Here is a 23062-nt window from a genome sequence, read left to right on the forward strand (position 1 = left end):
GGGTGGTCCGCTGGCGGGCTTTTCGGCCAGTGGCGTCAAATAAACGCGCTACTGGTCAAGAGAGCCGTTACCGATGGCCGGGATCAGGCGGCACCGACCGTCAGCCGGCGCGGGACGGTGAGCAGGCAAGGTGGTCTCGGGCGGCCCGAAGGACCTCGGCCTCGGTGATTCGCAGGAGAGCTTCGTCGGGGAGGGGTGAGTGGGGATCGCCGAGTCGGCTGCCGTGGTAGAGGACGGTGTGAAGATCGAGGTCGATCGCCGGACCCCACCACGCCGGGGGCGTCGGGCCGAAGAGGGTGACCGAGCGGGTGCCGAGCGCTGTTGCCAGATGCGCGACGCCGGTGTCTCCGCTCAGCAACAGAGCCGCCGAGGCGATCGTCGCCGCCAACTCGTCGAGTGACAGCCGACCGCTCAGATCATCACCTCCGGTCCGGGCAGCGATCCGACCGCACAGCTCCTCTTCAGACCCGGTCAGTACTACGCGGCGCCCGTCCGCGGCCAGTTCCTCGACGACCCGGATCCACCGGGCCACCGGCCATTGCCGAGCACCACTGGCCGCCCCCGGGTGAACGACCACGGCATCCCCGTCGACCCCCAGCCGAAGATCTCCCAGCCGGAGGTCCTCCACGGAGCACGAGGACGAGCCGGCCGCGTCGTTCACCAGCCGGCACCAGCGATCGACCTCGTGCTCGTCGAGCTGCCAACGCGTAGTACTGCGATAACAGGCGGCCGGGCAGTCGAAGGCGACCAGGTCGTCCGCCGGGGCCTGCAGCAGCAGGTGGCTCTGCGGTCCTTTGCCGTGCAGGTTCACCGCCGTGTGCCGACCGAGCGAGAGTCCGGGCGGTCGCGCGGACAACCCCTCGGTCGGCACCACCCCGTCGACGAGCCCGAGCCGGCCGAGCCAGCCCGACACGGGCTCCCGCCCGGCCAGCAGCAACGGGCGACCGCCGTACAGGCGCCGCAGACCACGCAGCGCGGGTACGGCAGTCAGAGCGTCGCCGAGGCCGAGCGCGCGCAGGACCACGACAGGCCGGGTCACGACTACGGCCAGGACGGCTCGACGGACGGGCACACCACGAGTTCGCGGATCTCCACACCGGCCGGCTGGCCGAGTGCGTAGACGACGGCCTCCGCGACAGCGTCCGGGTCGTTCAGCATCGCGTCCGGCCCGGGCTTGTACTGCTCCGGGCGCCCGTCGAAGAAGGCCGTCTGCATCCCGCCTGGCACCAGCATCGTCACGCCGACGCGCCCCGCGGTCTCCACCGCGAGCGCCCGACTGAATCCGACCACGCCGAACTTGGATGCGCAGTACGCCGTGGCGTCGCTGAGCGCGCGGAGTCCCAAGGTCGAGGCGACCGTGACGATCCGGCCGTGGTTGGCCTCGAGTCTCGGTACGGCGGCCCGGGCGATCGCCGCGGTGCCGATCAGGTTGACCTGGATCACCCGGACCCAGTCGTCCAGGTCCACGTCCTCGATCCGGCCGCACGCGTCCACGCCCGCCGCGGTGACCACGCCGGTCAGTGGGCCGACCGCTTCCTCTGCGGCGGCGAGAGCCGGTTCGGCCGCCTGGGGGTCTGACAGGTCCGCCTTGACCCAAGGGATGCCGTTGGGTGGTTGCTGCCGGTCGAGCGCGACCGCAGTACCGCCGCGCTTCTGCACGGCACGGATGACGGCGGCACCCAAGCCGCTCGCACCTCCGGTCACGACTACACGGTCCAACGCAGACGTCATCGGGAACTCCCTTCACTGAGAATGGCTGTGGTCGAACGGCCGGGCAGATAGGGCACCAGCACCACCCGGCCGCCCCAGCTGTTCACTATCGGTGCCTCGGGCAACATCTCCGCGGTGTAGTCACCGCCTTTCGCCCAGATGTCCGGGCGCAACTGATCGAGCGCTTCGCACGGGTCGTCGCCACCGAAGACGGCGACGGCGTCCACGCACCGCAGCGACCGCAGTACGCGACATCTGTCCGCCAGCTGGTTCACCGGGCGGTCGGCGCCCTTCAGCCGGCGGATGCTGTCGTCGGAGTTCACCAGCACGACGAGCGCGTCGCCCAGTTTGCGAGCCGCCTCGAGACTGGCGATGTGCCCGGCATGCAGGATGTCGAAGCAGCCGCCGGTCGCGACCACCGTGCCACCGGACGAGCGCACTCTGCGGATCACCGTCGCCGCGTCGGTCTCGCTCGTCTCGATCCGGCCCGGCAACGGCACGGCAGCGTTCACTCCCCCGGCAGCCAGCCAGTCGGCGGTGTCCTGGACGGCCGTCTCGACCGCATCCCGGGCAGTTGCTCCGGCGCCGAGGTTAGCGGCGACTGTTCCGGCGAAGCGATCACCTGCTCCGCACGCATCACCGCGATGCTCGAACGGCGTGGGGGTGAACAGGGTCGGACCGCCACCCGCCGAGGTGAAGACGCCCTTGCCGCCGTCGGTGACAGCAACGGCCCAGGACTGCCAGCGGTCCCGCAGCTCGGCGGCCAGTCGATCCGGCTCCGACGCTCCGTCCGGGCAGAACCACTGTGCCTCCGAGCGATTCGGGGTCGCCAAGGTGACTCCCGGCACGGGCTCGAGGCCGCGCGGATGGGGATCCCAGACCATCGCGATCTGCGAAGCCCAGCGACGCAGGACCCCACGAACCGCGGGATGACCCACCATGCCACCCCCATAGTCCGACACCAGGACCGCGTCCGCCGCTTCCAGCGCGGCCTCCAACGCCTCGACATCACACCGCTCGTCGGTATCCGCCGGCGCCGCGGGCGTTTCGACGTCCAGCCGCAGCAGGGACTGGCCGGCGCTCCGAATCCTCGTCTTGCACCGCGTCCCCGGCGCGGTCAAGATCGCCGTGACCGAGACGCGTTCGGTCAGCAGCGCCTCCAGCCGCTTGGCCGGCTCGTCGTCTGCCATCGCCGTGATCAGGCTGACCTCGACACCTTCACGGGCCAGCAGGGTGGCGGCGAGTCCCGCGCCACCGGCTCGTTCGGTCACCTCGCCGACCTGCACCACCGGGACCGGTGCATCTGGAGCGACCCGGCGCACGTCGCCCTCGATGTCCCGGTCGAGCAGGACGTCCCCGACCACCAGTACCCGGACCGTCACCGGACCACCTCCTCGCTCTCCCCGACCGCCCCGCGGACGGATGGCAACTGCCGTTCGACCGCGGAGCACAGTGCGTGCACCGCGACCAGATGGACCTCCTGGACCGCGGTCGGCGACGGCGTATCCACCGCCAGCACCTGATCGGCCTCGTCGGCCAGTGGGTTGGGCCGCGGTCCACTCAGTGCCCAGACCTGTACTCCGGTCCGTCGGGCCCGCGCCGCCGCTGCCAACAGGTTCGGGCTCCGCCCGCTGGTCGAGAGCAGGACCAGCACGTCGCCGCTGCGACCGTGCGCCTCCACCTGCCGGGCGAAGATCTCGTCCGGCCCGAAGTCGTTGCAGATCGCTGTCAGGCTGGAGGTCTCGGCGTGCAAGGCGAGCGCGGACAGGGGTTCTCGGTCGGCGGCTTCGAAGCGACCGACGAGCTCCGCGGTCAGGTGCTGCGCCTCGGCCGCACTACCACCGTTGCCTGCGGCAAGTAATCGGCCGCGACCGGCGAACACTCGAGCGAGCTCCCGGCCCCAGCCGTCGATGATGCCTGCCTGCTGCTCCAGGCTCCACAGCCCGGCTCGCAGCTGCTCGAGGTGTTCTGCCACTGTGCCGAACCGCGCCATCAGCGCTTCCTCCCGATGGTCACCGGAGCGGCGATGCGCTGGTACACCTGCTCGGTGTCAGCGGCGACCTTCGCCCACGTGTAGTTCCGGGCCACTCGTTCCGCACCCGCGCGCCCCAGCGCCTCTCGTCGTTCGTCGTCGGCCAGCAGGTCCCGCAGTACGTCGGCCAGCCGGTCCGGATCCCGCGGCGGGACCTGGATCCCGGTGACGCCGTCGACCACCGTGTCCAGCAGGCCGCCGACAGCCGACCCGATCACCGCGCGACCGCAGGCCATAGCCTCCAGCGGCACGATGCCGAACGGCTCGTACCACGGGGTGCAGACGACCACATCCGCCGAACCGAGCAGCCCGGGGATCTCCTCGCGCCGGACCGGCCCGATCAGCCGGACGCGATCCGCAACGCTCTGACGTTCTGCCTCGGCCCGCAGCCGCCGTACCTCGGGATCGTCGTCGAAGGAACCGGCGGGGCCGCCCGCGACCACCAACTCCACCTCGGGCAGGTCGAGCCTGGAGAGCGCGGTGATGACGGTGGCCACACCCTTGCGCTCGACGAGCCGGCCGAGCGAGAGGATCCGCCCGCGCTCGTGGCGCCACCAGCGCTCGCCGTCCGGCGTACCGGGGAACAGGTCGAGGTCTACGCCGCAGGGCACAACGTGCAGAGAGGCTGCTTTCGCGCCGATCGCGAGCAGCTCGCGGACCTCGTCCGTGGCGGTCGCGATCACGGCGTCAGCACCGACGGCCAGGCCGGCCTCCAGTTGCAGCCGTTCAGCCGGGCTGGTGTCCTGGTCGTGCTGGTGGCGGCGCTTCACGATACCCAACGCGTGGAAGGTCTGCGCGAAAGGAAAGGACACCGTCCGGCGGGCATGTTCACAGGCGACGCCCGACATCCAGAAATGTGCGTGCACCACATCAGGCGCGTCCTCCGCCCACCGGTTTGCCAGCCACTCACCAAACGCGGGCATGTAGGGCAACAGTTCGTCCTTGGGGATCGGTTCCGCCGGGCCGGCGGGGACGTGGATCACCTCGACACCGGGACCGAGCGCAACACGTTCAGGTTCAGGGCCGTCCCGCCTGGTGTAGACCTCGACGCTGTGCCCGCGCTCGGCGAGGGCGAGCGAAAGGGCCGCCACGTGGACGTTCTGGCCGCCCGCGTCCGCACCACCCAGCACTGCGAGCGGGCTGGCGTGCTCGGAAACCATCGCGATCCTCATCGGCTGACCTCCTTCAGCAACCGGTCCCAGTCGTCCAGGAACCGCGGCAGGCCGAAGTGGCGCAGGGCGTGTTCGCGTGCCGCCTGGCCGCGCTCCCTCGCCTCGTCGCGATCAGCGCGCCACCGCGACGCCGTGGAAGCGAGCAGGCCGACATCCGAGCTGACCAGTCCGGCCTCAGCCGGCACTGCCTCGGGCGCCGCGGTCGCGGCCAGCACCAGGACAGGTAGTCCGATCGTCATCGCCTCGATCAAAGACAGACCGAGGCTGGTCCAGCGATAGGGGTGCAGGTAGGCGAAGTGCGCCGCCATCCGCTCGTGCAACTCGGCCTGCGACAGGTCGTCCACCATCGCCAGCCCGTGCGGGATGTGCGACTTCAGCTCGCTGGTGCCCATCCCGTAGACGCTGACAAGGACCTGCTCGGCGATCCTGCCGACCACATCGGTGCCCGCGACGCGCCACCGGCGTACCGGCTCGTTGACCGAGACCACCAGAGAGTCGAGCTCGCCCGTGTAGTGGTAGCCGTAGTCCGGTACGCCGTGCTCGATCACCATGGCCGGCGCGATCCCGTTGTCCCACATCGTGCGGTTGAACTCGGTGACATGCACGATCGGGATGTCGGCCCGGCCGGCCAGCGGATGGTGCCAGTCGTTGATGTCACCACGCGGCGTGTTGTGTTCGACGTAGACGGCCGGTACGCCGCGGCGTCCCAGCGAGCGACCGGTCCACCGCTGGAACAGCTCGAGCTCGGACGGGCGCTGCAGGACCACCAGGTCGAAGTCCGCTGTCGGCAACTCCTCGGGGGTGATCTCGCGGACGGAGTCGGGCCAGGCGTAGGTCTGTGCCCGGCCCATCCCGTCGGCGCTGCGGTCGGGCAGCACCGGGACCAGGTACTCGTGTGCTCCCTGGACGAACGACGTCATCCAGGCGGCGTGGACGTGCCAGGCCAGGATCCTCATGGCGCGACCTCCTCGATCAGCTTGCGAACCGCGACGACGACCTCGTCCGGAGTGACGTCGCTCAGACAGGGATGACCGGGCAGCGGGCAGACGCGAGCCCTCGAGCCTCGGCACGACGCCTGCTGGTCACCCAGCAGGACGCACGGCACCTTCCACGGCGCCCATTGGTCGGCGGAGACCACCGGGGCGAAGAGCGAGACGACAGGTGTGCCGACGGCGGCGGCCAGATGGGCTGGCCCGGTGTTGCCCACCACCACGCAGGACGCGGCCGATAGCAGACCAGCGAGCTCGCGGTAGTTCGTCTTGCCGCCAAGGTCAGTTCCATTGCCCCCGGCAACTTTCTTGGTGAGGGCTCGCTCCGCGGCCGAACCGGTCACCAGGACCCGGTGCCCATCAGCCGCCAGCGCCGCGACGAAGGTCCGCAGCTGCTCGGGAACGCCCGCACGCGCAGGCACCGAGGCACCCGGATGCACCACCACGTAGGGCTGCTGCTGCGGCGGCGACGGCTTCAGGAGGCCGTTCCTGATCGCCAGTCGGCCGTCGTCGGTTGCCGGCAACTCGTAGCCGGCAGCGGCTGCCAGTGCCAGTCCGCGCTCGACCTCGTGACCTGGTTGCCTCCGATGCCGGAGATCCAGAAGGGATCCCGGGTAGTCCTCGCTGTCCGCACCGATCCAGCCGATGCCGGCCATCCGCAGTACGAGGGCCATCGGCAGCGGGCTCTGGTGGTACGACGTGAGCACCAGCGCCGCGCCGAGGTGTGCGAGCCGCAGGGCATCGATCAAGGTGTTCACGCCGGCCCGATCGACCGCGGGTGGATCGAAACCTGTCCAGGGGCAGGGCCAGACCAGGACATCGTGTACGCCGGGCAGCAACCGCGCGGCTTGTTCCCCGGACGGCGCGACCAGGAGGACGACCCGATCGGTGGCGGCGACCGCGCGGACGGCCGGCCCGGCGAGCAGCACGTCGCCGTCGTTGTCCATCCGGGTGATCAGCACCGTGCGCATCAAAGTCCCCCGAGCACCCGGTCGACCGCCGCGCCGAGGTCAGGCGCAACAACAGGCGCTGCGGCGATCTCCTCCGCCCTCGTCGCCCCGTTCGGGACCAGGACCGACCGCGCGCCGGCCGCTTGCGCCGCTTGCACATCGGAGCCGATGTCACCTATCACCACGATCTGGCTCGCTGCGACACCAAGCTCGGCCGCGGCGGCGAGCACCAGACCCGCTGCGGGCTTCCTGCAGCCGCAGTGATCCTCAGGCTTGTGCGGGCAGACCTGCCAGGTGTGGAACGGCCCGAGCAACTCGTCGACCCTCTGGTTGACGGAGGAGACCTGGTCGGCGCTGATCAGACCGCGGCCGACGCCGGACTGGTTCGTGATCACACCGAGCTGAAGGCCCGCCGCGCGCAGTCGACCCACCGCGCTGCTCGCCTCGGGCACCACCTGGACCAGGTCGGGATCACCGTTGTAGGGGACGTCGTGCACGAGCGTCCCGTCCCGGTCGAACAGGACCGCCCGCACGGGACCGGGCCATGCCTTACTGCCGCGATGGCGCACGGCCCCACGGATCCGATGCCAGACAGCGGCCAAGGGGATGACGGCCGAGGTGACGGCCATCCGGGTGAACTCGTCAGCCGTCCGCGGACCGGGCGCGATGCGCCGACGGGCGAAGTCGGCTGTCAGCGCGGCCCAGATCGCGGTCGCCAGTCGACTGCGTGCCCCAATGGCAACAGCCGCAGCCGACACTGTTGCGAGGTGCCACTTGAAGCGCCCTGGCGGACACTCGGCGAGCTCACGCCAGTGCTTGCCGTAGACGGCGCGCATCAGGGCGTCGTCGGCATTGCCCCGCTGGACCCGCACGCTGACCCAGAAGTTCTCAGCCCTAGCTGGATGAGCCACGCGCCGCAGACCACGGACCAGCTTCCAACCGCGCTGGCGGACCCGCAGAGCCAGCTCGGCGTCTTCCCGGTAAGCCCTCGGGAAGCGTTCGTCGAAGCCACCTACTTGTTGCAGTGCGGACCTGCGGTACGCCATATCGGCCGTAGCCCACCTAGCGCCTTCCAGGCCCGCAGTACTGCGTTCCCAGTCGGTTGGCCGCCGATCTAACGGCAGCGGCACGACGATGCCGCCCTGTACGCCGCCGATGTCCTTGTAGGCCCGGTCAAGATCGTCGAGCAGGGTCTGAGCCCAGCCGTCCGGCAGCCGGACATCATCGTCCAGGAAGGCGATCCACTCGGTCGTCGCGGCTACCCACCCGGTGTTTCTCGCCGCAGCCGGGCCCCGGCCACCACCCCGCAGTACTACGGCCTGCCGGTACGCCGAGACGTCCAGCGGCTCGTCCGGATCGGAGCGGTCATCCACCACGAACACCTGGTCCGGCAGTACGGACTGGCAGGCGAGATCCCCGAGCAGCTCCGCGAGGCACGCCCGGCCAACGGTGGGAACCACCACGGACCAACGGATCACTGGAACGCCCCCGCGCGCCGCACAATGTGGGGCCCGAGCACGAGTAGGTCCGCCGGCGTCGACCCGAAGAGCTCCAGGACGTCGGCCGGGCTGTCGACCATCGGACGGCCCGCGGTGTTGAGACTGGTGTTCACCAGCACGGGCAGGCCCGTCCGGGTTTCGAACTCCTCCAACAGAGACGCCAGCAAGGGCTCGTCAGCACGATCGACCGTCTGGATCCGCGCCGTCCCGTCCACGTGCACGACTGCTGGGATCCGGTCCTGCCAGGCCGGAGCGACGTCGTGGACGAACAGCATGTAGGGGCTGGGCAGTGGGCCGTCGAAGATGTCCGCTGCGCGCTCCGCAAGGACCAGGGGCGCGACCGGACGGAACTGCTCGCGTCCCTTGATGTCGTTCAGCCGCTCGAGGTTCTCCCGGCGACCGGGGTGAGCGAGCAGGGAGCGGTGGCCCAGCGCACGCGGGCCGTACTCCGAGCGGCCTTGGTACCAGGCCACGATGTGGTCGTCGGCCAGCGCCTGACCGACCACTGCTGCAAGGTTCTCCGGGGTCTCGAATGGCAGAGCGGCCTGCTGCAGCCGCGCTGCCAGCTCGTCGTCGGACCACTCGCGACCGAGTGCCGCAGTGGGCATCGGTTCGGGCCGGGTGGACGTGGCACTCGCGCTCAGCTGAAGGGCCGCGCCTAGCGACGTACCGGCATCACCCGCGGCCGGCTGCACCCAGATGTTGTCATAAGGGCCGCGTCGGGCGAGCACTGAGTTGGCGACGCAGTTCAGCGCCGTACCACCTGCCATGGTGAGAGCCCTCGCGCCAGTGCGGTCGTGCAGCCAGACGGCCAGCTCCAGGAGTACTTCCTCGAGGCGCCGTTGCACGCTGCAGGCAAGGTCCGCATGCCCGTCGCCGAGGTCGTCGCCCGGCCGGACCTTCGGCGCATAGGCAGCCCACTCGACGCCCAGGGTGACGAAACCGCCGTCATCCGTGGTGTGCACGAGCTCGCGGAAGTCCGCCAGGTGCCGAGGCTTGCCGTATGACGCCAGGGCCATCACCTTGTACTCGTCGCTCGACCGCAGGAAACCGAGGTGCTCGGTCAGATCCTCGTAGAGCAGACCGAGCGAGTGCGGCAGGTCCTGGGCAGCGAGGACCTCCAGTTCAGGTCCGTCGTACCGGCCGGCCAGGTGCGAGGCCCGTTCACCGCGGCCGTCCAGGACCAGGCACGCGCTCTCGTCGTACGGCGACGCCAGGCCCGCGGAGGCGGCATGAGCGACGTGGTGCGGGACGAATCGCACCTTCGCCGGGTCCAGTCCGGGCATGGCGGCGGCCAGGAAGTTCGGGGCTCGCCGCGCATAGTCGGTGCGCACCTGGTCGCCCGGGTCCATCACGCCCAGCCCGGCCAGGTCGACGCACAGCGACGGGTCGAACGAGTAGCCGACCAGATCCAGCTCCTCGGGTCTGAGCCCCGCTTCTTTCAGACACCAGTGGATCGCCTGTTCGGGCAGCTCCCACGCGGACCACGGCACCGGCCGTTTGCCGTGCTTGCGGCGGCTGAACCGCTCCTCCTCCGCAGCCGCCACGATCCTGCCGTCGACGACCAGTGCGGCCGACGGATCGTGGAAGATCGCGTTGACACCGAGAACCCGCACTTGCTCCACCTCCCAGGCTGCCGATGCCGAGCGGTACCCACAACATGCGCTCGTACGCACCGAGTAGCGCTTCATTTCTCTTGGTCCGGGACGCGCTACTGCACGCAGTCGAGTGGAATCGATGCCATATCCCACTTGCCAGCTCCGGAGAAGCGTTGCATAGGGTTCTGTGTGTGACGCTTCGAAACTCCAGGCTCGGCGCGGCCCTCTACGCGATCGAAGACACCTGTGTGGTGTACCTGCTGGTGGACCAGGAGGCCCGGACGGCTGTCGCCGTCGACGCGGGCTCCGGCAGGTGGCTGGACCAGCTGGAGTCGTACGGCGTGGACGCCGTCACCGATGTGGTGGTCACGCACCACCACCGCGACCAGGTCGAGGGACTGCCTCGCCTGGCCGCATCCGGCGCGCGGGTCTGGGTGCCCGAGAACGAGCACGACCTGGTGGCGCACGTCGACCAGAACTGGCAGCGACGGCCCGTCGCCAACAACTACGACCTACGCCTCGACCGGTTCTCGCTGCTGGATCCCGCTGCGGTCACCGGCACGATGCGGGACTACGGCACCCGCCGGATCGGCCACCTGGACATCACCACTGTGCCGACGCCGGGACACACGCCTGGCAGCGTCACGTATGTCGTCGATCTCGACGGCCGGCGCCACGCTTTCACCGGCGACCTGATCCACAGCCCGGGCAAGGTGTGGTCCGCCGCCGCTCTGCAGTGGTCGTACGTCGGCATGGAGGGTGCGGCCCTCACCATGGCATCGCTGGAGCTGCTGCTCGACCATGAACCGGATCTCCTGCTGCCTAGTCACGGCCAGCCGATGAAGGAACCCCGGGCCGCTGCAGAGCAGACGACGGCAGCCCTGGCCGACCTGATCGAGGTGCGGATGGGTATGCGTTCGGACCTGCCCGCCAAGCTGGCGCAACCGTTTATCGAACTCAGCCCGCACCTGCTGATGAACCACACCAGCGAGTCCCGCAGCTATGTCCTGCTGTCCGACTCCGGCACGGCACTGCTGATCGACTACGGCTACGACCTGACCACCGGCATCCCGCAGGGCGGCGAGCGGTTCGCCGTCAGGCCCTGGCTGCCGAGTCTTCGCGCGCTGCGGCGCGACTACGGGATCGACAAGGTCGAGGTGGCGGTGCCGACGCATTACCACGACGACCATGTTGCGGCGTTCAACCTGTTGCGGGACGTTCATGGCACCGAGGTCTGGGCCAGCAGTCCCGTCGCGCACGTCCTGGAGAACCCGCAGGACTACGACCTGCCCTGCCTCTGGTACGACCCGATCCACTGCGAACGGCACATCCCGGACGGCACCAGCGTGCAGTGGCGTGAGTACGAGCTGGACATGCACGCGCTGCCAGGCCACACCCTCTACGCATCGGCGATCGGCTTCGAGGCGGACGGGCGGCGAGTGCTGGCCACCGGCGATCAGCAGACCGGCACGTGGATGCCCGGCATGGTCGCGGAGATCCCGAACTTCCAGTATGCGAACCGATTCCGCCCCGACGACTTTGCCGCTTCCGCAGCGCTCTACCAGCGGCTCCAGCCAGACCTGATGATCTCGGGTCACTGGCAGCCGCGCCTGGTCGATCAGTCCTACCTGGACGAGCTCACCCGGGTCGGCGACGAGGTGGCCCGGGTCCACCGCGAGCTGCTGCTCCCGGAAGATCCGGTCTTCGGAGGAGGCGCCCGCATCACGCCGTACCGGGTCGACGCCGTCGACGGGAAGCCGTTCGAGCTGACGGTCAGCTCGAACGGCACCAGCGTCCGGCTGACCGTTCCCGCCGGCTGGGACTGCCAGCAGATCGACGATTGCGTATTCCTGGTCGTGCCACACGTCGACCAGCCGGTCAGGCGGGCACGGGTAGCCGCCGAAATCACCCTGGACGGCCACTACCTCGGGCAGCTGGCCGAGGCCCTGGTCGACGTCCGCCTGCCCTGACTCCTTCCAAAATCCTTTAGCAGAAAGGGATTTCCATGCCTGTCTCCGAGAAGCCACTGCACACCGGCACCTACACCGTCCAGATCAACGCCGCCAAGGCGTACGCCTCGGTCCACGGGCTCGACGGCCGTCCGTGGTTCGCGGTCCGCCTGCACAGCTCCCTCGACACCACGGCCGGCCCCGACGAGAGCTACGGCGAGATCGTCGTCGAGGAGTCGCAGCAGCTCGGCGTCCTGGTCATCACCACCACGGCTCGCAGCACGGTCTGGGAATCCCGGGTCACGACGACCAGGTTCCTCGCGGACCGCATCGAAACCAGTACGACTGTGACCGGCGCCGGCCGACTCACCGACGTCCACCTCCTGGGTGGCCGCCGGACACCGCGCGGCTTCCTGCCCAGCGGCTCGCACCTTCTGCACGCGTTCTCACCCAATCCGGACCACCCGACCCGGATCATCCGCGACGCCCTCGAGCCGGCGACCATCGGACCGTGCGGTGAGGGCAGTGAGCCGGGGATCGAGCGCTGGCTGTTCAGCCCGGCGCCGTGGTGCTTCGCGGTCTCGCCGGACCCGGCCGACAGCGCGTCCCCGCACTGGATCGGCCTCAGCATCGTCGCTCCGATCGAGGAGCAGAACTTCACGAACTATGTCTACTCACCGGTGACCGGCGGCTTCAGCCTGCGGCTGGACTATGAGGGCCAGACAGTCGTGGACGGATCCTTCAGGACCCCGCCGCTGGTGATCCACCTCGACGGCAAGGACCCCAACGGCGTACTGGTCCGGCACCGGGAACTGCTCGACGAGTACGGCGTGGTGCCCGGCCGTCGGCGGGATCGACCGGCCTGGTGGCAGGGAACCATCTTCTGCGGTTGGGGCGCGCAGTGCGCCATCTCCGCCAGGACCGGCCAGCCTCCTCAGCCGTTGGCCACCCAGGTCAACTACGACAGGTTCCTCGCCACCTTGGCCGCGCAGGGCATCCGTCCGCAGACCGTGGTCGTGGACGACAAGTGGCAGCAGGACTACGCGACCTGCCGGCCCGATCCGGCCAAGTGGCACGACCTCCGGGGCTGGATCGACGAACGGCACGCAGCCGGCCAGCGCGTGCTGCTGTGGTGGAAGGCCTGGGACGAGGAGGGCGCTCCGGCGGACGCCTGCATCACCGATCCGGCCGGCAATCCGGTCAGCCTCGACCCCGACTCCCCGGCTTGCGTCGCGCTGATCACCGAAGCAGTCGAGTACATGCTGTCCACGGACGGCCTGGACGCAGACGGCTTCAAGATCGACTTCACCGCCCGTACGCCGTCCGGCGCGTCCCTGCGTCACAGTGGTCCCCGCTGGGGCACGGCCTTGCTGCACGAGCAACTGCGGCTGGTCTACGAGACCGCCAAGCGGGTGAAGCCGGACGCGTTGGTGGTCACGCACACCCCCAACCCCGCGTTCATCGACGTCACCGACATGATCCGGCTGAACGACGTCCTGCGGGCCGAGCACGGAGAGCCTGGATACGTGGCCAGGCACATGACGTACCGGGCCGGCGTGGTGACGGCGGTCTGCCCCGAACTCGGCATCGACACGGACGGCTGGATGATGCCCAGCCACGCGGAGTGGCGGGCCTACCTGAAGATCCAGCACGGCCTCGGCGTACCGGCTCTGTACTACGTGGACGGCACCGACACGGACCGTCATGACTTCGGGCCGGACGACTTCGCCGCCATCCAGGACAGCTGGCAACGCTTCGGAACCACCACGACGCTTTAGACTTCCGGCCATGAACCGTCGGCAGCAGCAGGCAGTCCGGCCGCCGATGAAGCGTCCGACCGTCCAGGACGTGGCCCGGGAGGCAGGCGTCTCGCCGTCGACCGTGTCACGTGCCCTGCACACCCGCGGGTACGCGTCACCCGACGTGCGGGACCGCGTCCGGGCGGCCGCCGAGAAGATCGGCTACGTCCTCGACCACAACGCCCGGAACCTGCGCAGTCGCACGTCGACCTCGATCGGTGTCCTGATCTCGGACCTGCGGAACCCCTTCTACGCCGATCTGGCCGCCGGGATCGAGGAAGAGTTGCGGGCCGCGGAGTACCAGATGGTGCTGGTCAACGACAACGCCGACCCGGCGGAGGAGATGCGGGCCGCCGAGACGCTGCTGGCGATGCGGGTGCCGGGCGTCATCGTCACCCCGGTCACCGCCGACTGCCCGCGGATGCTGCAGGACAACGGCGTGCACGTGGTCTGTGCGGACCGCGAGCTCCGACGCTCCGGCGGCGACGTGGTGCTGAGCGACAACAAGGCCGGCGCGCGGGAGCTGACGGAACACCTGATCGGGCTCGGCCACAGCCGGATCGGCCTGTTGATCGACGAGACGAAGTGGTCCACCGGAGCCGGTCGGCTCGCCGGCTTCCGTGCCGCGCACGTCGATGCCGACCTGACCCTCGACGAGAACCTGATCGCCTACACCAGCTTCGACGCGGAGGCCGCCCGCCGGACCACCCGGGACCTGCTGGGCCAACAGCCCACCGCGATCATCTCCGCCAACAACGTGCTCGCCCAGGGCGCGCTGGCCGAACTGAAGGACCGCCGGCTGAAGATCCCGCGCCAGATCAGTCTCGCGGCCTACGACGACGTGCCGTGGATGTCGTTGGTCGAGCCCGCACTCACCACGGTCGACCAGCACACGGTCGAGCTTGGGCGCAGCTGCGCGCGATTGTTGCTCGCGAGGATCCGCGAGGAGCTGCCCACCCGGCGACGCATCGTGCGCGTCGCGCCGCGCCTGATCATCCGCGGCTCCACCGGCCCGGCACCTCGAGCCTGACCGCCGGCCGCTAATACCAGAGCCGGACCTTGTGCTGTTGCGGAGATAGGCCCGGTTCGACGACTTCTTGGCGGTGCGTGACCGCCTGGACCCCGGCCGAACCTTCACCAACCCCTACACCCGCCACGTCCTCGGCGCCTAGGTGGCGCCTTGCGTGACGCCTTGCGTCCGAAGTACTGAGGGTCCTGCCCCGCGGTTGTTCGGACGCTGCTCTTTGCCGCGCTTTGGGGCAGAACCGTTCCCGGTGGCTTGTGCCGGGCTTAGGACTGCCGGCACTCACAGTGCGGGGGTCCTGGTCGCGAGCGGGCCTGCGCACGCTCGGCCGGAGGCAATCAGCCGTGGCTGATGAGCGTTGGCGCCGCGGGGCTCAGGAACCCGCCGAAACCACGCCGCCGTTGATCAGCACCCGATTCGGTGGCCGCGCACCGGTCACGAAGTGGTGGCCTTGAACACCAACCAGCGACCGCGGACACGAAATAACGTGTCCAAGGCCCCGACTCCCTGTCCCAGGCCCCCACTCTTGGCCAGGGGACGCAACCCCAGGGCCGCACCCCACGCCGGCATTGATCAGTACCCGACTCGGTGCCGCGCAGCGGTCACGAAGTAGCGGCCTTGAACACCAAACCGGGACCGGGGACACGCAATAACGTGTCCAAGGCCCCGACCACCTGTCCCAGGCCCCCACTCTTGGTCAGGGCCGCACCCCACCCAGGCCACGGCCCCCTGCCGAAAGGCATCATCACGGACTACGGCTGTCGTACTAGCCTCCGGGCACCTGTCCGCCCGCCGCTCGTATGGCGGCACCCTCGTCCTGCGGCCTGCTCGTATGGCGGCACCCTCATCCTGCGGCCTGCTCGTCTGGCGGCTGCTGCGGGTCGTCGCGGCCGGACCGTTATCCATAGACGACACTCGCGGCCTTGACGGTAACCCACTCACGAAATAGCGTGCTCGCCAACGTGTGGCATCGATGCCACATTTGTGCGGTATCGTCCCCTTGTCGAGGTAAGGAGTACGCGATGAAGCACGTCCGCCTACCCGTGGTGCTGGCTGCCAGCGCGCTGGTTGTGACGTCCTGTGCGGGCGTCGGCACCAAGGACAATGCCGGCGGGAGCGGGAACAGCTCAGGCGACTCCACCCCCTCCGGCACGCTGAACGTGATGGGTTTCAGCGGTGAGGATGAAGTGGCGCAGTCGCGGATCGACGCGTTCAAGGCGGCGTATCCGACCGTCACGGTGAAGAACAACAAGGGCGATTTCGACGCCCAGCAGTTCCTCACCGCCGTCTCCAGCGGCAACCCGCCCGACGTCGTTTACATGGATCGCAACTTGATCGGCACCTATGCGGCCAAGGGTGCGATCCAGCCGTTGGACGACTGCATCAAGAACAATGGAATCGATACCAGTCAGTACCGCGAGGCCGCGATGAACGCGGTCAAGCTGAAGGACAAGACCTACGGCATCCCGGAGTTCTACACCGTCGTGGTCAACCTGATCAGCGGCAAGGCGCTCAAGTCCGCGGGGGTGCCGACCACCGACATCCAGACCGCCGACTGGGACAAGCTCGAAGCGACCACGAAGAAGCTGGCCAAGACCAAGGGGGGCCGGCCAGCCAGGATCGGGTTCGACCCGAAGATGCCGGACTTCTTCCCGCTGTGGTCGATGGCCAACGGCGCGGAGCTGGTCAAGCCCGGCGGTGAGCCGAACCTGAACGACCCGAAGGCGGTCGAGGCGCTGGCCTACGCGGTCAAGCTGGTCAATGACCAGGGTGGCTGGTCGAACTTCAAGACCTTCCGGGACACGTTCGACCTGTTCGGCGAGAAGAACCAGTTCATCCAGGACCAGCTCGCCGCGTTCCCGATCGAGAACTGGTACGTGAACGTGCTGCTCGACTCGCGCAAGAACGGGCTGGAGCTGCAGTCGACCATGTTCACCGACCGGCAGGGTCAGCCGATCAGCACGGTCGGCGGGTCAGCTTGGGTGATCCCGAAGGGCGCGAAGAACGTCGACGCGGCCTGTAAGTGGGCCAAGACGCTGACGTCGGTCGACACCTGGAACAAGGCCGCCGAGGCCAGGATGCAGACCGTCACGAAGAACAAGAGCTTCTTCACCGGGTTGTTCACCGGCAACAAGGTCGCGGACGAGCAGATCAAGGCCAAGTACCTCAAGCCGACCGGGGACGCGGGCTTCGACCAGGCGATCAACAACTACTACAACAGCCTGGACGTCGCCAAGGCGCTGAACCCGTCACCCGCCGGCGCCGAGATCGACGCGGCGTGGAAGAGCCAGGTTGCCAAGGCGCTGGCCGGACAGGCCACCCCGCAGGCGGCCCTGGACCAGGCCCAGAAAGACGCCAAGACGGCGTACGACAAGGCCGCACAGGGCTGACGGATGGCTGCCACGGTTGAGTCGGTCGAGCGCACCGCGGTGGGTGGATCCGGTGGATCCGCCCGCCGCGGGCGGGACAAGCGCAGTCCTCTCGCACGGGGCGAGGGGCGCGCGGCCTGGATGTTCATCTCCCCCTGGGTGATCGGGTTCCTGGTCTTCACCGCGGGTCCGATGATCGCGAGTCTGGTGTTGTCGTTCACCGACTACGAGATGATCCGCGCGCCGCACGGCGTCGGGCTGGAGAACTACCAGACTCTGGTGCAGGACCCGAAGATCGCCAAGTCGCTGATGAACACCTTCATCTATGCGCTGATCTTCGTCCCGACCGGAACCGTGGTAGCGCTTGCGCTGGCGATGATGCTGCACAAGGTGGGCCGGGCCGCGGGGTTCTTCCGGACCGCGTTCTACCTGCCGGTGATGACGCCGGCGGTCGCGGCCAGCGCCATGTTCCTGCTGCTGCTGAACGGGCAGCGAGGCCTGATCAACCAGGTGCTGGGGTGGGTCGGGATCCAGGGGCCGAACTGGACGGCTGACCCCGCGTGGCTGAAACCCTCGATCGCGATCGTCAGCCTGTGGAGCGTCGGCGGCAGTGTCGTCATCTACCTCGCCGCCTTGAAGAATGTGCCGCAGCAGTTGTACGAAGCGGCCGCGATCGACGGTGCCGGACCGGTCACCCGGTTCACCCGGATCACGCTGCCGATGATCTCCGGGGCGTTGTTCTTCACAATCATCACCCACACCATCGGCGCGCTGCAGATGTTCGACCAGGCCTACACGATGTTCTACGGACCGCAGCAGAAGGCGACCGCGTCAGACGAATCGCTGGTCTACATGATCTATCTGTTCCAGAACGCCTTCCAGTTCTTCAAGATGGGCTACGCCTCGGCGATGGCCTGGCTGCTCTTCCTGATCATCCTCGCGATCACCTTGATCCAGCTGCGGATCGGGAAACGCTACGTCTACTACGAGGGCGAGAGGGACTGACCGATGTCTGACTCAACCCTGGTCCGCACGCAAGCGGTCGAGCAGGCCGTCGAGCCGCCTGCCGCCGCCACCCCGCCCGACCGGCCGGACGCACGCTGGTGGAAGCGGCTCCCGTTCTACCTCGGACTCACCGTCGCCACCTTCGCGTTCTGCTACCCGCTGGTGTGGTTGGTGTCGGCATCGCTGAAGCCCAAGTCGCAGGTCTTCGACAACCGGTTGATCCCCGAGGTGTTCCAGCCGCAGAACTACGTCGAGGTCTGGAAGACCGCGCCGGTGCTGAACTGGCTGTTCAACTCACTCACCGTCGGCATCATGGCCGCCGGCACCGTCACGCTGTCCAGCGCTGCCGTCGCGTTCGGCTTCGCCTACTTCCGGTTCCGGTTCCGCGGCCCGCTGTTCGGCCTCGTCCTGGCCACCATGATGTTGCCCGGCGCGGTCACGATGATCCCGGTCTACCTGATCTGGAACAAGCTCGGTTTCATCGACACCCAGGTGCCGCTGTGGGCGCAGAACCTGTTCGGCTCCGCGTTCTACATCTTCCTGCTCCGGCAGTTCTTCCTCGGCATCCCGCGCGAACTGTTCGAAGCCGCCCGCGTCGACGGCTGCGGCTACCTCGGGCTCTTCCGCCGGATCGCCCTGCCGCTGTGCCGGCCCGCCCTCGTGATCGTGTTCATCTTCGAGTTCCAGGCCAGCTGGTCCGACCTGATGAAGCCCCTCATCTACCTGCAGACCCCCGAGTTCTTCACCATGCCGAGAGGCTTGAAGCAACTCGTCGACGCGTTCGCGTTGTCCGGTGAGTACCACTGGGAGATCGCGATGGCCGCCAGCGTGATCGCGACCGTGCCGATGATCATCCTGTTCGCGCTGGGCCAGCGACACATCCTCGATGGCGTGGCGACGACCGCGCAGAAGGGCTGAACCTTCCGTCATGCCGCAACTCCCCGTGCTCGCCCTGGACGTCGGCGGGACCAAGCTTGCCGCCGGCGTCGTGTCCGCCGACGGTTCGCTGCACTCATTCCGGAGCACCGAGACGCACGTCGCCGACGGGCCCGCCACGGTGATCGAGCGGCTGGTCGACCTCGCGCGGAAAGCCCTGGCCGAAGCAGGCCAACCCGAGCTGGCCGCCGTCGGCATCGGCTGCGGCGGCCCGCTGGATCCGCTCAACGGCGTGATCCTCGGACCTCCTGGACTGCCGGGCTGGGACGAGGTCCCGCTGGGATCGTTGGTGCACGCGCAGTTCGGCGTCCCGACGTACGTGCAGAACGATGCGACGGCGGCCGCGCTCGGTGAGCACCGCTGGGGCGGCTGGGATGTGCGCAACCTCGTCTACCTCACGGTGTCGACCGGTTTCGGCGGCGGCGTCGTTGCTGATGGCAAATTGTTCACCGGCTCGGCCAACCAGGGCGGCGAGCTAGGGCACGTGGTGGTCGACTGGCAGGGCAGGTACTGCGGTTGTGGTGCCCGGGGATGTGCCGAGGCCTACGTCTCCGGCACCTCGATCGCGAAGCGGGCCGTCGAGGCATTGAGCGGCCGGCCCGACTCCACACTGGCATCGTTGCCAGTCGTCACCGCAAAAGACGTGGCGGAGCACGCGCGGAGCGGTGACAGCCTGGCCCGGGAGATCTGGGACGAGACCGTCGCGATGCTCGGCCGGATGGTCGCCGTCATCATCAACATCTGCGAACCGGAGCTGGTCGTGCTCGGCGGCGGCGTCACCCGGGCCGGCAGCTACCTGCTGGATCCCGTCCGCGAGGCTGCGCTCCGGCAGGCGATGCCACCGGCCGCCAAGGCGTGCGACGTGGTCCTCAGCCATCACGGCGATGCCGTCGGCGTCTTCGGTGCCGCCGCGATCGCCTACCACCAACTGGAGAGCGGCGCATGACACAACTCCAAGTGGACGGCGTGATCGCCGACCAGCTGGACCAGCACGTCGAAATCACCTCGGCGATGCGGGATCAGCTACCCGCAGTACAGGCTGTTGCGGATGAACTCATCCGCAGGCTGGCGCAGGGCGGTGTCCTGTATACGTACGGCAATGGTGGTTCGGCGGCGGATGCGCAGCATCTCGTCGGCGAGCTGATCGGCCGCTATCTGCGGGAGCGACGGCCGCTGCCGGCTGTCGCCCTCATCGGCGATGCCGCGGTGGTGAGTTGCATCGCGAACGACTACTCCTACGACGACGTCTTCGCGCGCCAGGTGAACGCGCTGGTCCGCCCGGCGGACATAGTGGTGGGGTTCAGCACCTCGGGCACTTCGCCGACCGTGGTGAAGGGCCTCGCCGCGGCTCGTGCCAAGGGCGCCTGCTCGGTGGCCTTCACCTCCACGCGCGGCCGGGACTTGGCCGAAGCGGCAGACTTGGCAGTAGTAGTACCGGCGGTGGAGACCGCGCGCATCCAGGAGATGCACCTGCTCGCGCTGCACCTGATCAGCGAGCTCGTCGACCGCTGGGCGGCCGACACCGATTCCCCGAGCTGAGGAACCTGCAGAACCCATGAGCCGTGGACCACTTCACATGATCGGCAACGCCCACATCGACGCGGTGTGGCTCTGGCAGTGGCAGGAGGGATACCAAGAAGTGCGGGCCACCTTCCGTTCCGCACTGGACCGGATGGACGAATATCCGGACTACGTCTTCACTGCCGACTCCGTCGCCTACTTCAGCTGGATCGCCGAGCACGATCCGGCTTTGTTCGACCGGATCCGCAAGCGGGTCGCGGAGCGCCGGTTCGAGATCGTCGGCGGCTGGTGGGTCGAGCCGGACTGCAACCTCCCCGGCGGCGAGGCCTTCGTCCGGCATGCGCTCTACTCGCAGCGCTGGCTGGCCGAGCACCTCGGCGTGATCGCGACCGTCGGCTGCAACGTCGACCCCTTCGGGCACAACGCGACGCTGCCGCAACTGCTCAGCAAGTCCCGGCTCGATTCCTATGCGTTCCTGCGCCCGCAGAGCCACGAGCGCGAGCTGCCCGGGCAGAAGTTCTGGTGGGAGTCGGCGGACGGCTCGCGGGTGCTCGCCTACCGCATCCCGCACGAGTACTGCTCGCCCGGCGGCGAGATCTCCGGCCACGTCACCAAGGCACTGCAGCAACTGCCGGTGACGACCGAGCCGCTGATGGTGTTCTACGGCGTCGGCAACCACGGCGGCGGACCGACGATCGAGAACATCGAGTCGATCAAGCAGCTCGCCTCCCGCGACCTGTTCCCGACCATGTTCCCCTCGACGATGCGGCGCTTCTTCGACGAGGCCCGTACCGCCGCTGACATCCCGGTGCACGCGACGGAGCTCCAGCCGCACGCTATCGGCTGCTATGCCGCCCACTCCGAGGTCAAGCGGCAGAACCGGCTGGCCGAGCAGCTGCTGCTGGCTGCGGAGAAGTGGAGCACGATCGCGGTCACGGTCGGCGGCATGCCGGACGCGACCCCTGAGCTCGGTCACGCGTGGAAGCAGGTGCTATTCAACCAGTTCCACGACATCGCCGCCGGCACGGCCATCGAGCCCGCGTACGAGGATGCGCGCGATCAGCTCGGCGAGGCCAAGTCGATCGCGGCCCGGCTGGCGAACAGGTCCATCCAGTCGATCTCCCGGCAGATCGACCTCCCGGCCGAGCCTGCGATGGTCCCGGTCGCGGTGTTCAATCCGCACGCCTGGCCGGTCAGCGCGACGGTTGAGCTCGAGCTGGGGTACCCGGCTCCGCTGCGGGGCGCGATCGCGCTGACGGAGGGCCTCGACGGACGCCCGCTGGAGCTGCAGGAGGTGCGATCCGCTGCAACGGCCAACGGCCGCCGCCGGGTCGCCTTCACCGCGGAGCTTCCGCCGCTCGGCTACCAGCTCTACACGATGCGCCCGGGCGACACGTCGTACCACTCAGGTCGGCCGCTCGAGAGCCACACCGTGCTGGACAACGGCATCGTCCGCGCAGAGGTGGACCCGCGCACGGGCTGGCTGAAGTCGCTGAGCATTGCCGACGGCGAGAACCTGCTGCCGCCGAACCGACGCAACGCGATCGCCCACGCCCAGGTGATCGACGACGACACCGACACCTGGAGCCACGGCGTCCGCTCGTTGTGGAACACCGTCGACGCCTTCGAGGTGACCTCCGTACGCCGGCTCGCCGACGGGCCGATCCGCCAGTTGGTCCGGGTGGAATCGGCATACGGCCGGTCGACGCTGGTCGAGGAGTTCGTCCTGGACGCGGGCTCCGACGCAGTCGAAGTACGGGTCACCATCGACTGGCGGGAGCAGCTGAAGGCCCTCAAGCTGTGCTTCCCGTTCGCGCTGGACGACGCCGAGGCGACGCACGAGATCCCCTACGGTCATCTGGTTCGCGAGCAGAACCGCGAGGAGGTCCCGAGCCACACCTGGGTGGACGTATCAGGTGCTGGAGGCGGGGTCGCACTACTCAACGACGGCAAGTATTCCTTCGCCGTCGACGGTTCCAAGCATGGGCGGCCGGTCCTGGCGATGACCTGCGTGCGTTCACCCGTCTATGCCTGGCACGACCCGCGTCAGCTGGCGGACGACGGCGTGTATGAGTACCTGGACCAGGGCATCCAGCGGTTCCGCTACCGCCTGCAGCCGCACGCCGGCGACTGGCGAGCGGCCGGCGTCGTACGGAAGGCGGCAGTGCTGAACCAACCCGTGACGCCCTTGGTCGAGTGCTTCCACCGCGGACCCCTGCCGGAGCAGCAGTCCTACCTGTCCGTCGAGGGTCCGGGCGCTGACCAGGTCGTCTTCTCGGTGCTGAAGAAGGACGAGGACGACAGCGGCGCCGCCGTGCTGCGCGGCTACGAGACCACCGGCCGTGCTGCCGAGGTGACCGTCGAGTTCCTGGGTCGCCGGTTCGACACGACCTTCCGTCCGAGCGAGATCAAGACCCTGCGGATCGCCCCTTCCGCCGACGACCCGGTCGTCGAGGTCGACCTGCTCGAGTGGGATCCCGCCAAGCCGCCGCCCGGCGTCATCCACTGA

Annotated in this window: 18 protein-coding genes; 9 read left to right on the plus strand and 9 right to left on the minus strand. The window is 68.7% G+C overall.

Annotated features, from left to right (window positions below):
* Nucleotides 1-100: 100 nt before the first annotated feature.
* From ABD210_RS23525 to ABD210_RS23565, 9 genes are read right to left on the minus strand one after another with little or no spacing between them, the layout of a single operon-like run.
* Complete coding sequence (locus ABD210_RS23525; RefSeq protein WP_344114211.1) at nucleotides 101-1072, minus strand: glycosyltransferase family 9 protein; 972 nt, start codon at nucleotides 1070-1072, stop codon at nucleotides 101-103.
* A complete protein-coding gene (locus ABD210_RS23530) occupies nucleotides 1042-1731 on the minus strand; it encodes an SDR family oxidoreductase (RefSeq protein ID WP_344114212.1) in 690 nt (229 codons plus the stop codon). Before ABD210_RS23530 ends, ABD210_RS23525 begins: the two co-directional genes overlap by 31 nt.
* The gene (locus ABD210_RS23535) at nucleotides 1728-3092 is read right to left on the minus strand and encodes a PfkB family carbohydrate kinase (protein WP_344114214.1); all 1365 of its coding nucleotides are present in this window, start codon (nucleotides 3090-3092) and stop codon (nucleotides 1728-1730) included. Before ABD210_RS23535 ends, ABD210_RS23530 begins: the two co-directional genes overlap by 4 nt.
* Nucleotides 3089-3703 (minus strand): D-sedoheptulose-7-phosphate isomerase, encoded by a 615-nt coding sequence (locus ABD210_RS23540; protein WP_344114216.1) that lies wholly within the window; start codon nucleotides 3701-3703, stop codon nucleotides 3089-3091. Before ABD210_RS23540 ends, ABD210_RS23535 begins: the two co-directional genes overlap by 4 nt.
* A complete protein-coding gene (locus ABD210_RS23545; RefSeq protein WP_344114217.1) occupies nucleotides 3703-4914 on the minus strand; it encodes a glycosyltransferase in 1212 nt (403 codons plus the stop codon). The genes ABD210_RS23540 and ABD210_RS23545 overlap by 1 nt, the downstream gene beginning before the upstream one ends.
* Nucleotides 4911-5870 carry a glycosyltransferase gene (locus tag ABD210_RS23550; protein ID WP_344114218.1) on the minus strand — a complete coding sequence of 320 codons (960 nt, stop codon included), beginning with the start codon at nucleotides 5868-5870 and terminating at the stop codon, nucleotides 4911-4913. The genes ABD210_RS23545 and ABD210_RS23550 overlap by 4 nt, the downstream gene beginning before the upstream one ends.
* The gene (locus ABD210_RS23555) at nucleotides 5867-6874 is read right to left on the minus strand and encodes a glycosyltransferase family 9 protein (RefSeq protein ID WP_344114219.1); all 1008 of its coding nucleotides are present in this window, start codon (nucleotides 6872-6874) and stop codon (nucleotides 5867-5869) included. Before ABD210_RS23555 ends, ABD210_RS23550 begins: the two co-directional genes overlap by 4 nt.
* Nucleotides 6874-8331, minus strand: a complete 1458-nt coding sequence (locus ABD210_RS23560; RefSeq protein WP_344114221.1) for an HAD-IIIA family hydrolase — start codon at nucleotides 8329-8331, stop codon at nucleotides 6874-6876. The genes ABD210_RS23555 and ABD210_RS23560 overlap by 1 nt, the downstream gene beginning before the upstream one ends.
* A complete protein-coding gene (locus ABD210_RS23565; RefSeq protein ID WP_344114222.1) occupies nucleotides 8328-9968 on the minus strand; it encodes a carbamoyltransferase family protein in 1641 nt (546 codons plus the stop codon). The genes ABD210_RS23560 and ABD210_RS23565 overlap by 4 nt, the downstream gene beginning before the upstream one ends.
* Nucleotides 9969-10141: 173 nt before the next feature.
* Between ABD210_RS23565 and ABD210_RS23570 the strand changes: the two genes are divergently transcribed.
* The 9 genes from ABD210_RS23570 to ABD210_RS23610 all read left to right on the plus strand — a co-directional run bounded on the left by ABD210_RS23570 (nucleotide 10142) and on the right by ABD210_RS23610 (nucleotide 23062).
* Nucleotides 10142-11920, plus strand: coding sequence for an MBL fold metallo-hydrolase (locus ABD210_RS23570; protein WP_344114223.1), 1779 nt, complete (start codon nucleotides 10142-10144; stop codon nucleotides 11918-11920).
* 35 nt (nucleotides 11921-11955) lie between these two features.
* Nucleotides 11956-13677 carry an alpha-amylase family protein gene (locus ABD210_RS23575; protein ID WP_344114225.1) on the plus strand — a complete coding sequence of 574 codons (1722 nt, stop codon included), beginning with the start codon at nucleotides 11956-11958 and terminating at the stop codon, nucleotides 13675-13677.
* Nucleotides 13678-13687: 10 nt separating this feature from the next.
* Complete coding sequence (locus tag ABD210_RS23580; RefSeq protein ID WP_344114226.1) at nucleotides 13688-14728, plus strand: LacI family DNA-binding transcriptional regulator; 1041 nt, start codon at nucleotides 13688-13690, stop codon at nucleotides 14726-14728.
* A gap of 1016 nt (nucleotides 14729-15744) precedes the next feature.
* Nucleotides 15745-17112 carry an extracellular solute-binding protein gene (locus ABD210_RS23585; RefSeq protein ID WP_344114228.1) on the plus strand — a complete coding sequence of 456 codons (1368 nt, stop codon included), beginning with the start codon at nucleotides 15745-15747 and terminating at the stop codon, nucleotides 17110-17112.
* A gap of 3 nt (nucleotides 17113-17115) precedes the next feature.
* Entirely contained in the window at nucleotides 17116-18096 is a 981-nt protein-coding gene (locus ABD210_RS23590) for a carbohydrate ABC transporter permease (protein WP_344114230.1), read from the plus strand.
* Nucleotides 18097-18099: 3 nt separating this feature from the next.
* The gene (locus ABD210_RS23595; protein WP_344114231.1) at nucleotides 18100-19014 is read left to right on the plus strand and encodes a carbohydrate ABC transporter permease; all 915 of its coding nucleotides are present in this window, start codon (nucleotides 18100-18102) and stop codon (nucleotides 19012-19014) included.
* A 10-nt stretch (nucleotides 19015-19024) separates the two neighbouring features.
* A complete protein-coding gene (locus tag ABD210_RS23600) occupies nucleotides 19025-19978 on the plus strand; it encodes an ROK family protein (protein WP_344114232.1) in 954 nt (317 codons plus the stop codon).
* Nucleotides 19975-20571: a D-sedoheptulose-7-phosphate isomerase gene (locus ABD210_RS23605; RefSeq protein WP_344114233.1), complete on the plus strand. Its 597-nt coding sequence runs from the start codon at nucleotides 19975-19977 to the stop codon at nucleotides 20569-20571. Before ABD210_RS23600 ends, ABD210_RS23605 begins: the two co-directional genes overlap by 4 nt.
* Nucleotides 20572-20587: 16 nt before the next feature.
* Complete coding sequence (locus tag ABD210_RS23610) at nucleotides 20588-23062, plus strand: alpha-mannosidase (protein ID WP_344114235.1); 2475 nt, start codon at nucleotides 20588-20590, stop codon at nucleotides 23060-23062.

The sequence above is a fragment of the Kribbella alba genome (genome assembly GCF_039529635.1).
In the GTDB taxonomy this organism is placed as follows: domain Bacteria; phylum Actinomycetota; class Actinomycetes; order Propionibacteriales; family Kribbellaceae; genus Kribbella; species Kribbella alba.

What these genes read in the sequence shown, in the direction of transcription:
- ABD210_RS23530 (WP_344114212.1), bottom strand. Translation starts at nt 1,731, where the DNA reads ATGACGTCTGCGTTGGACCGTGTAGTCGTGACCGGAGGTGCGAGCGGC.
- ABD210_RS23540 (WP_344114216.1), bottom strand. Translation starts at nt 3,703, where the DNA reads ATGGCGCGGTTCGGCACAGTGGCAGAACACCTCGAGCAGCTGCGAGCC.
- ABD210_RS23545 (WP_344114217.1), bottom strand. Translation starts at nt 4,914, where the DNA reads ATGAGGATCGCGATGGTTTCCGAGCACGCCAGCCCGCTCGCAGTGCTG.
- ABD210_RS23550 (WP_344114218.1), bottom strand. Translation starts at nt 5,870, where the DNA reads ATGAGGATCCTGGCCTGGCACGTCCACGCCGCCTGGATGACGTCGTTC.
- ABD210_RS23555 (WP_344114219.1), bottom strand. Translation starts at nt 6,874, where the DNA reads ATGCGCACGGTGCTGATCACCCGGATGGACAACGACGGCGACGTGCTG.
- ABD210_RS23575 (WP_344114225.1), top strand. Translation starts at nt 11,956, where the DNA reads ATGCCTGTCTCCGAGAAGCCACTGCACACCGGCACCTACACCGTCCAG.
- ABD210_RS23580 (WP_344114226.1), top strand. Translation starts at nt 13,688, where the DNA reads ATGAACCGTCGGCAGCAGCAGGCAGTCCGGCCGCCGATGAAGCGTCCG.
- ABD210_RS23585 (WP_344114228.1), top strand. Translation starts at nt 15,745, where the DNA reads ATGAAGCACGTCCGCCTACCCGTGGTGCTGGCTGCCAGCGCGCTGGTT.
- ABD210_RS23590 (WP_344114230.1), top strand. Translation starts at nt 17,116, where the DNA reads ATGGCTGCCACGGTTGAGTCGGTCGAGCGCACCGCGGTGGGTGGATCC.
- ABD210_RS23595 (WP_344114231.1), top strand. Translation starts at nt 18,100, where the DNA reads ATGTCTGACTCAACCCTGGTCCGCACGCAAGCGGTCGAGCAGGCCGTC.
- ABD210_RS23600 (WP_344114232.1), top strand. Translation starts at nt 19,025, where the DNA reads ATGCCGCAACTCCCCGTGCTCGCCCTGGACGTCGGCGGGACCAAGCTT.
- ABD210_RS23605 (WP_344114233.1), top strand. Translation starts at nt 19,975, where the DNA reads ATGACACAACTCCAAGTGGACGGCGTGATCGCCGACCAGCTGGACCAG.
- ABD210_RS23610 (WP_344114235.1), top strand. Translation starts at nt 20,588, where the DNA reads ATGAGCCGTGGACCACTTCACATGATCGGCAACGCCCACATCGACGCG.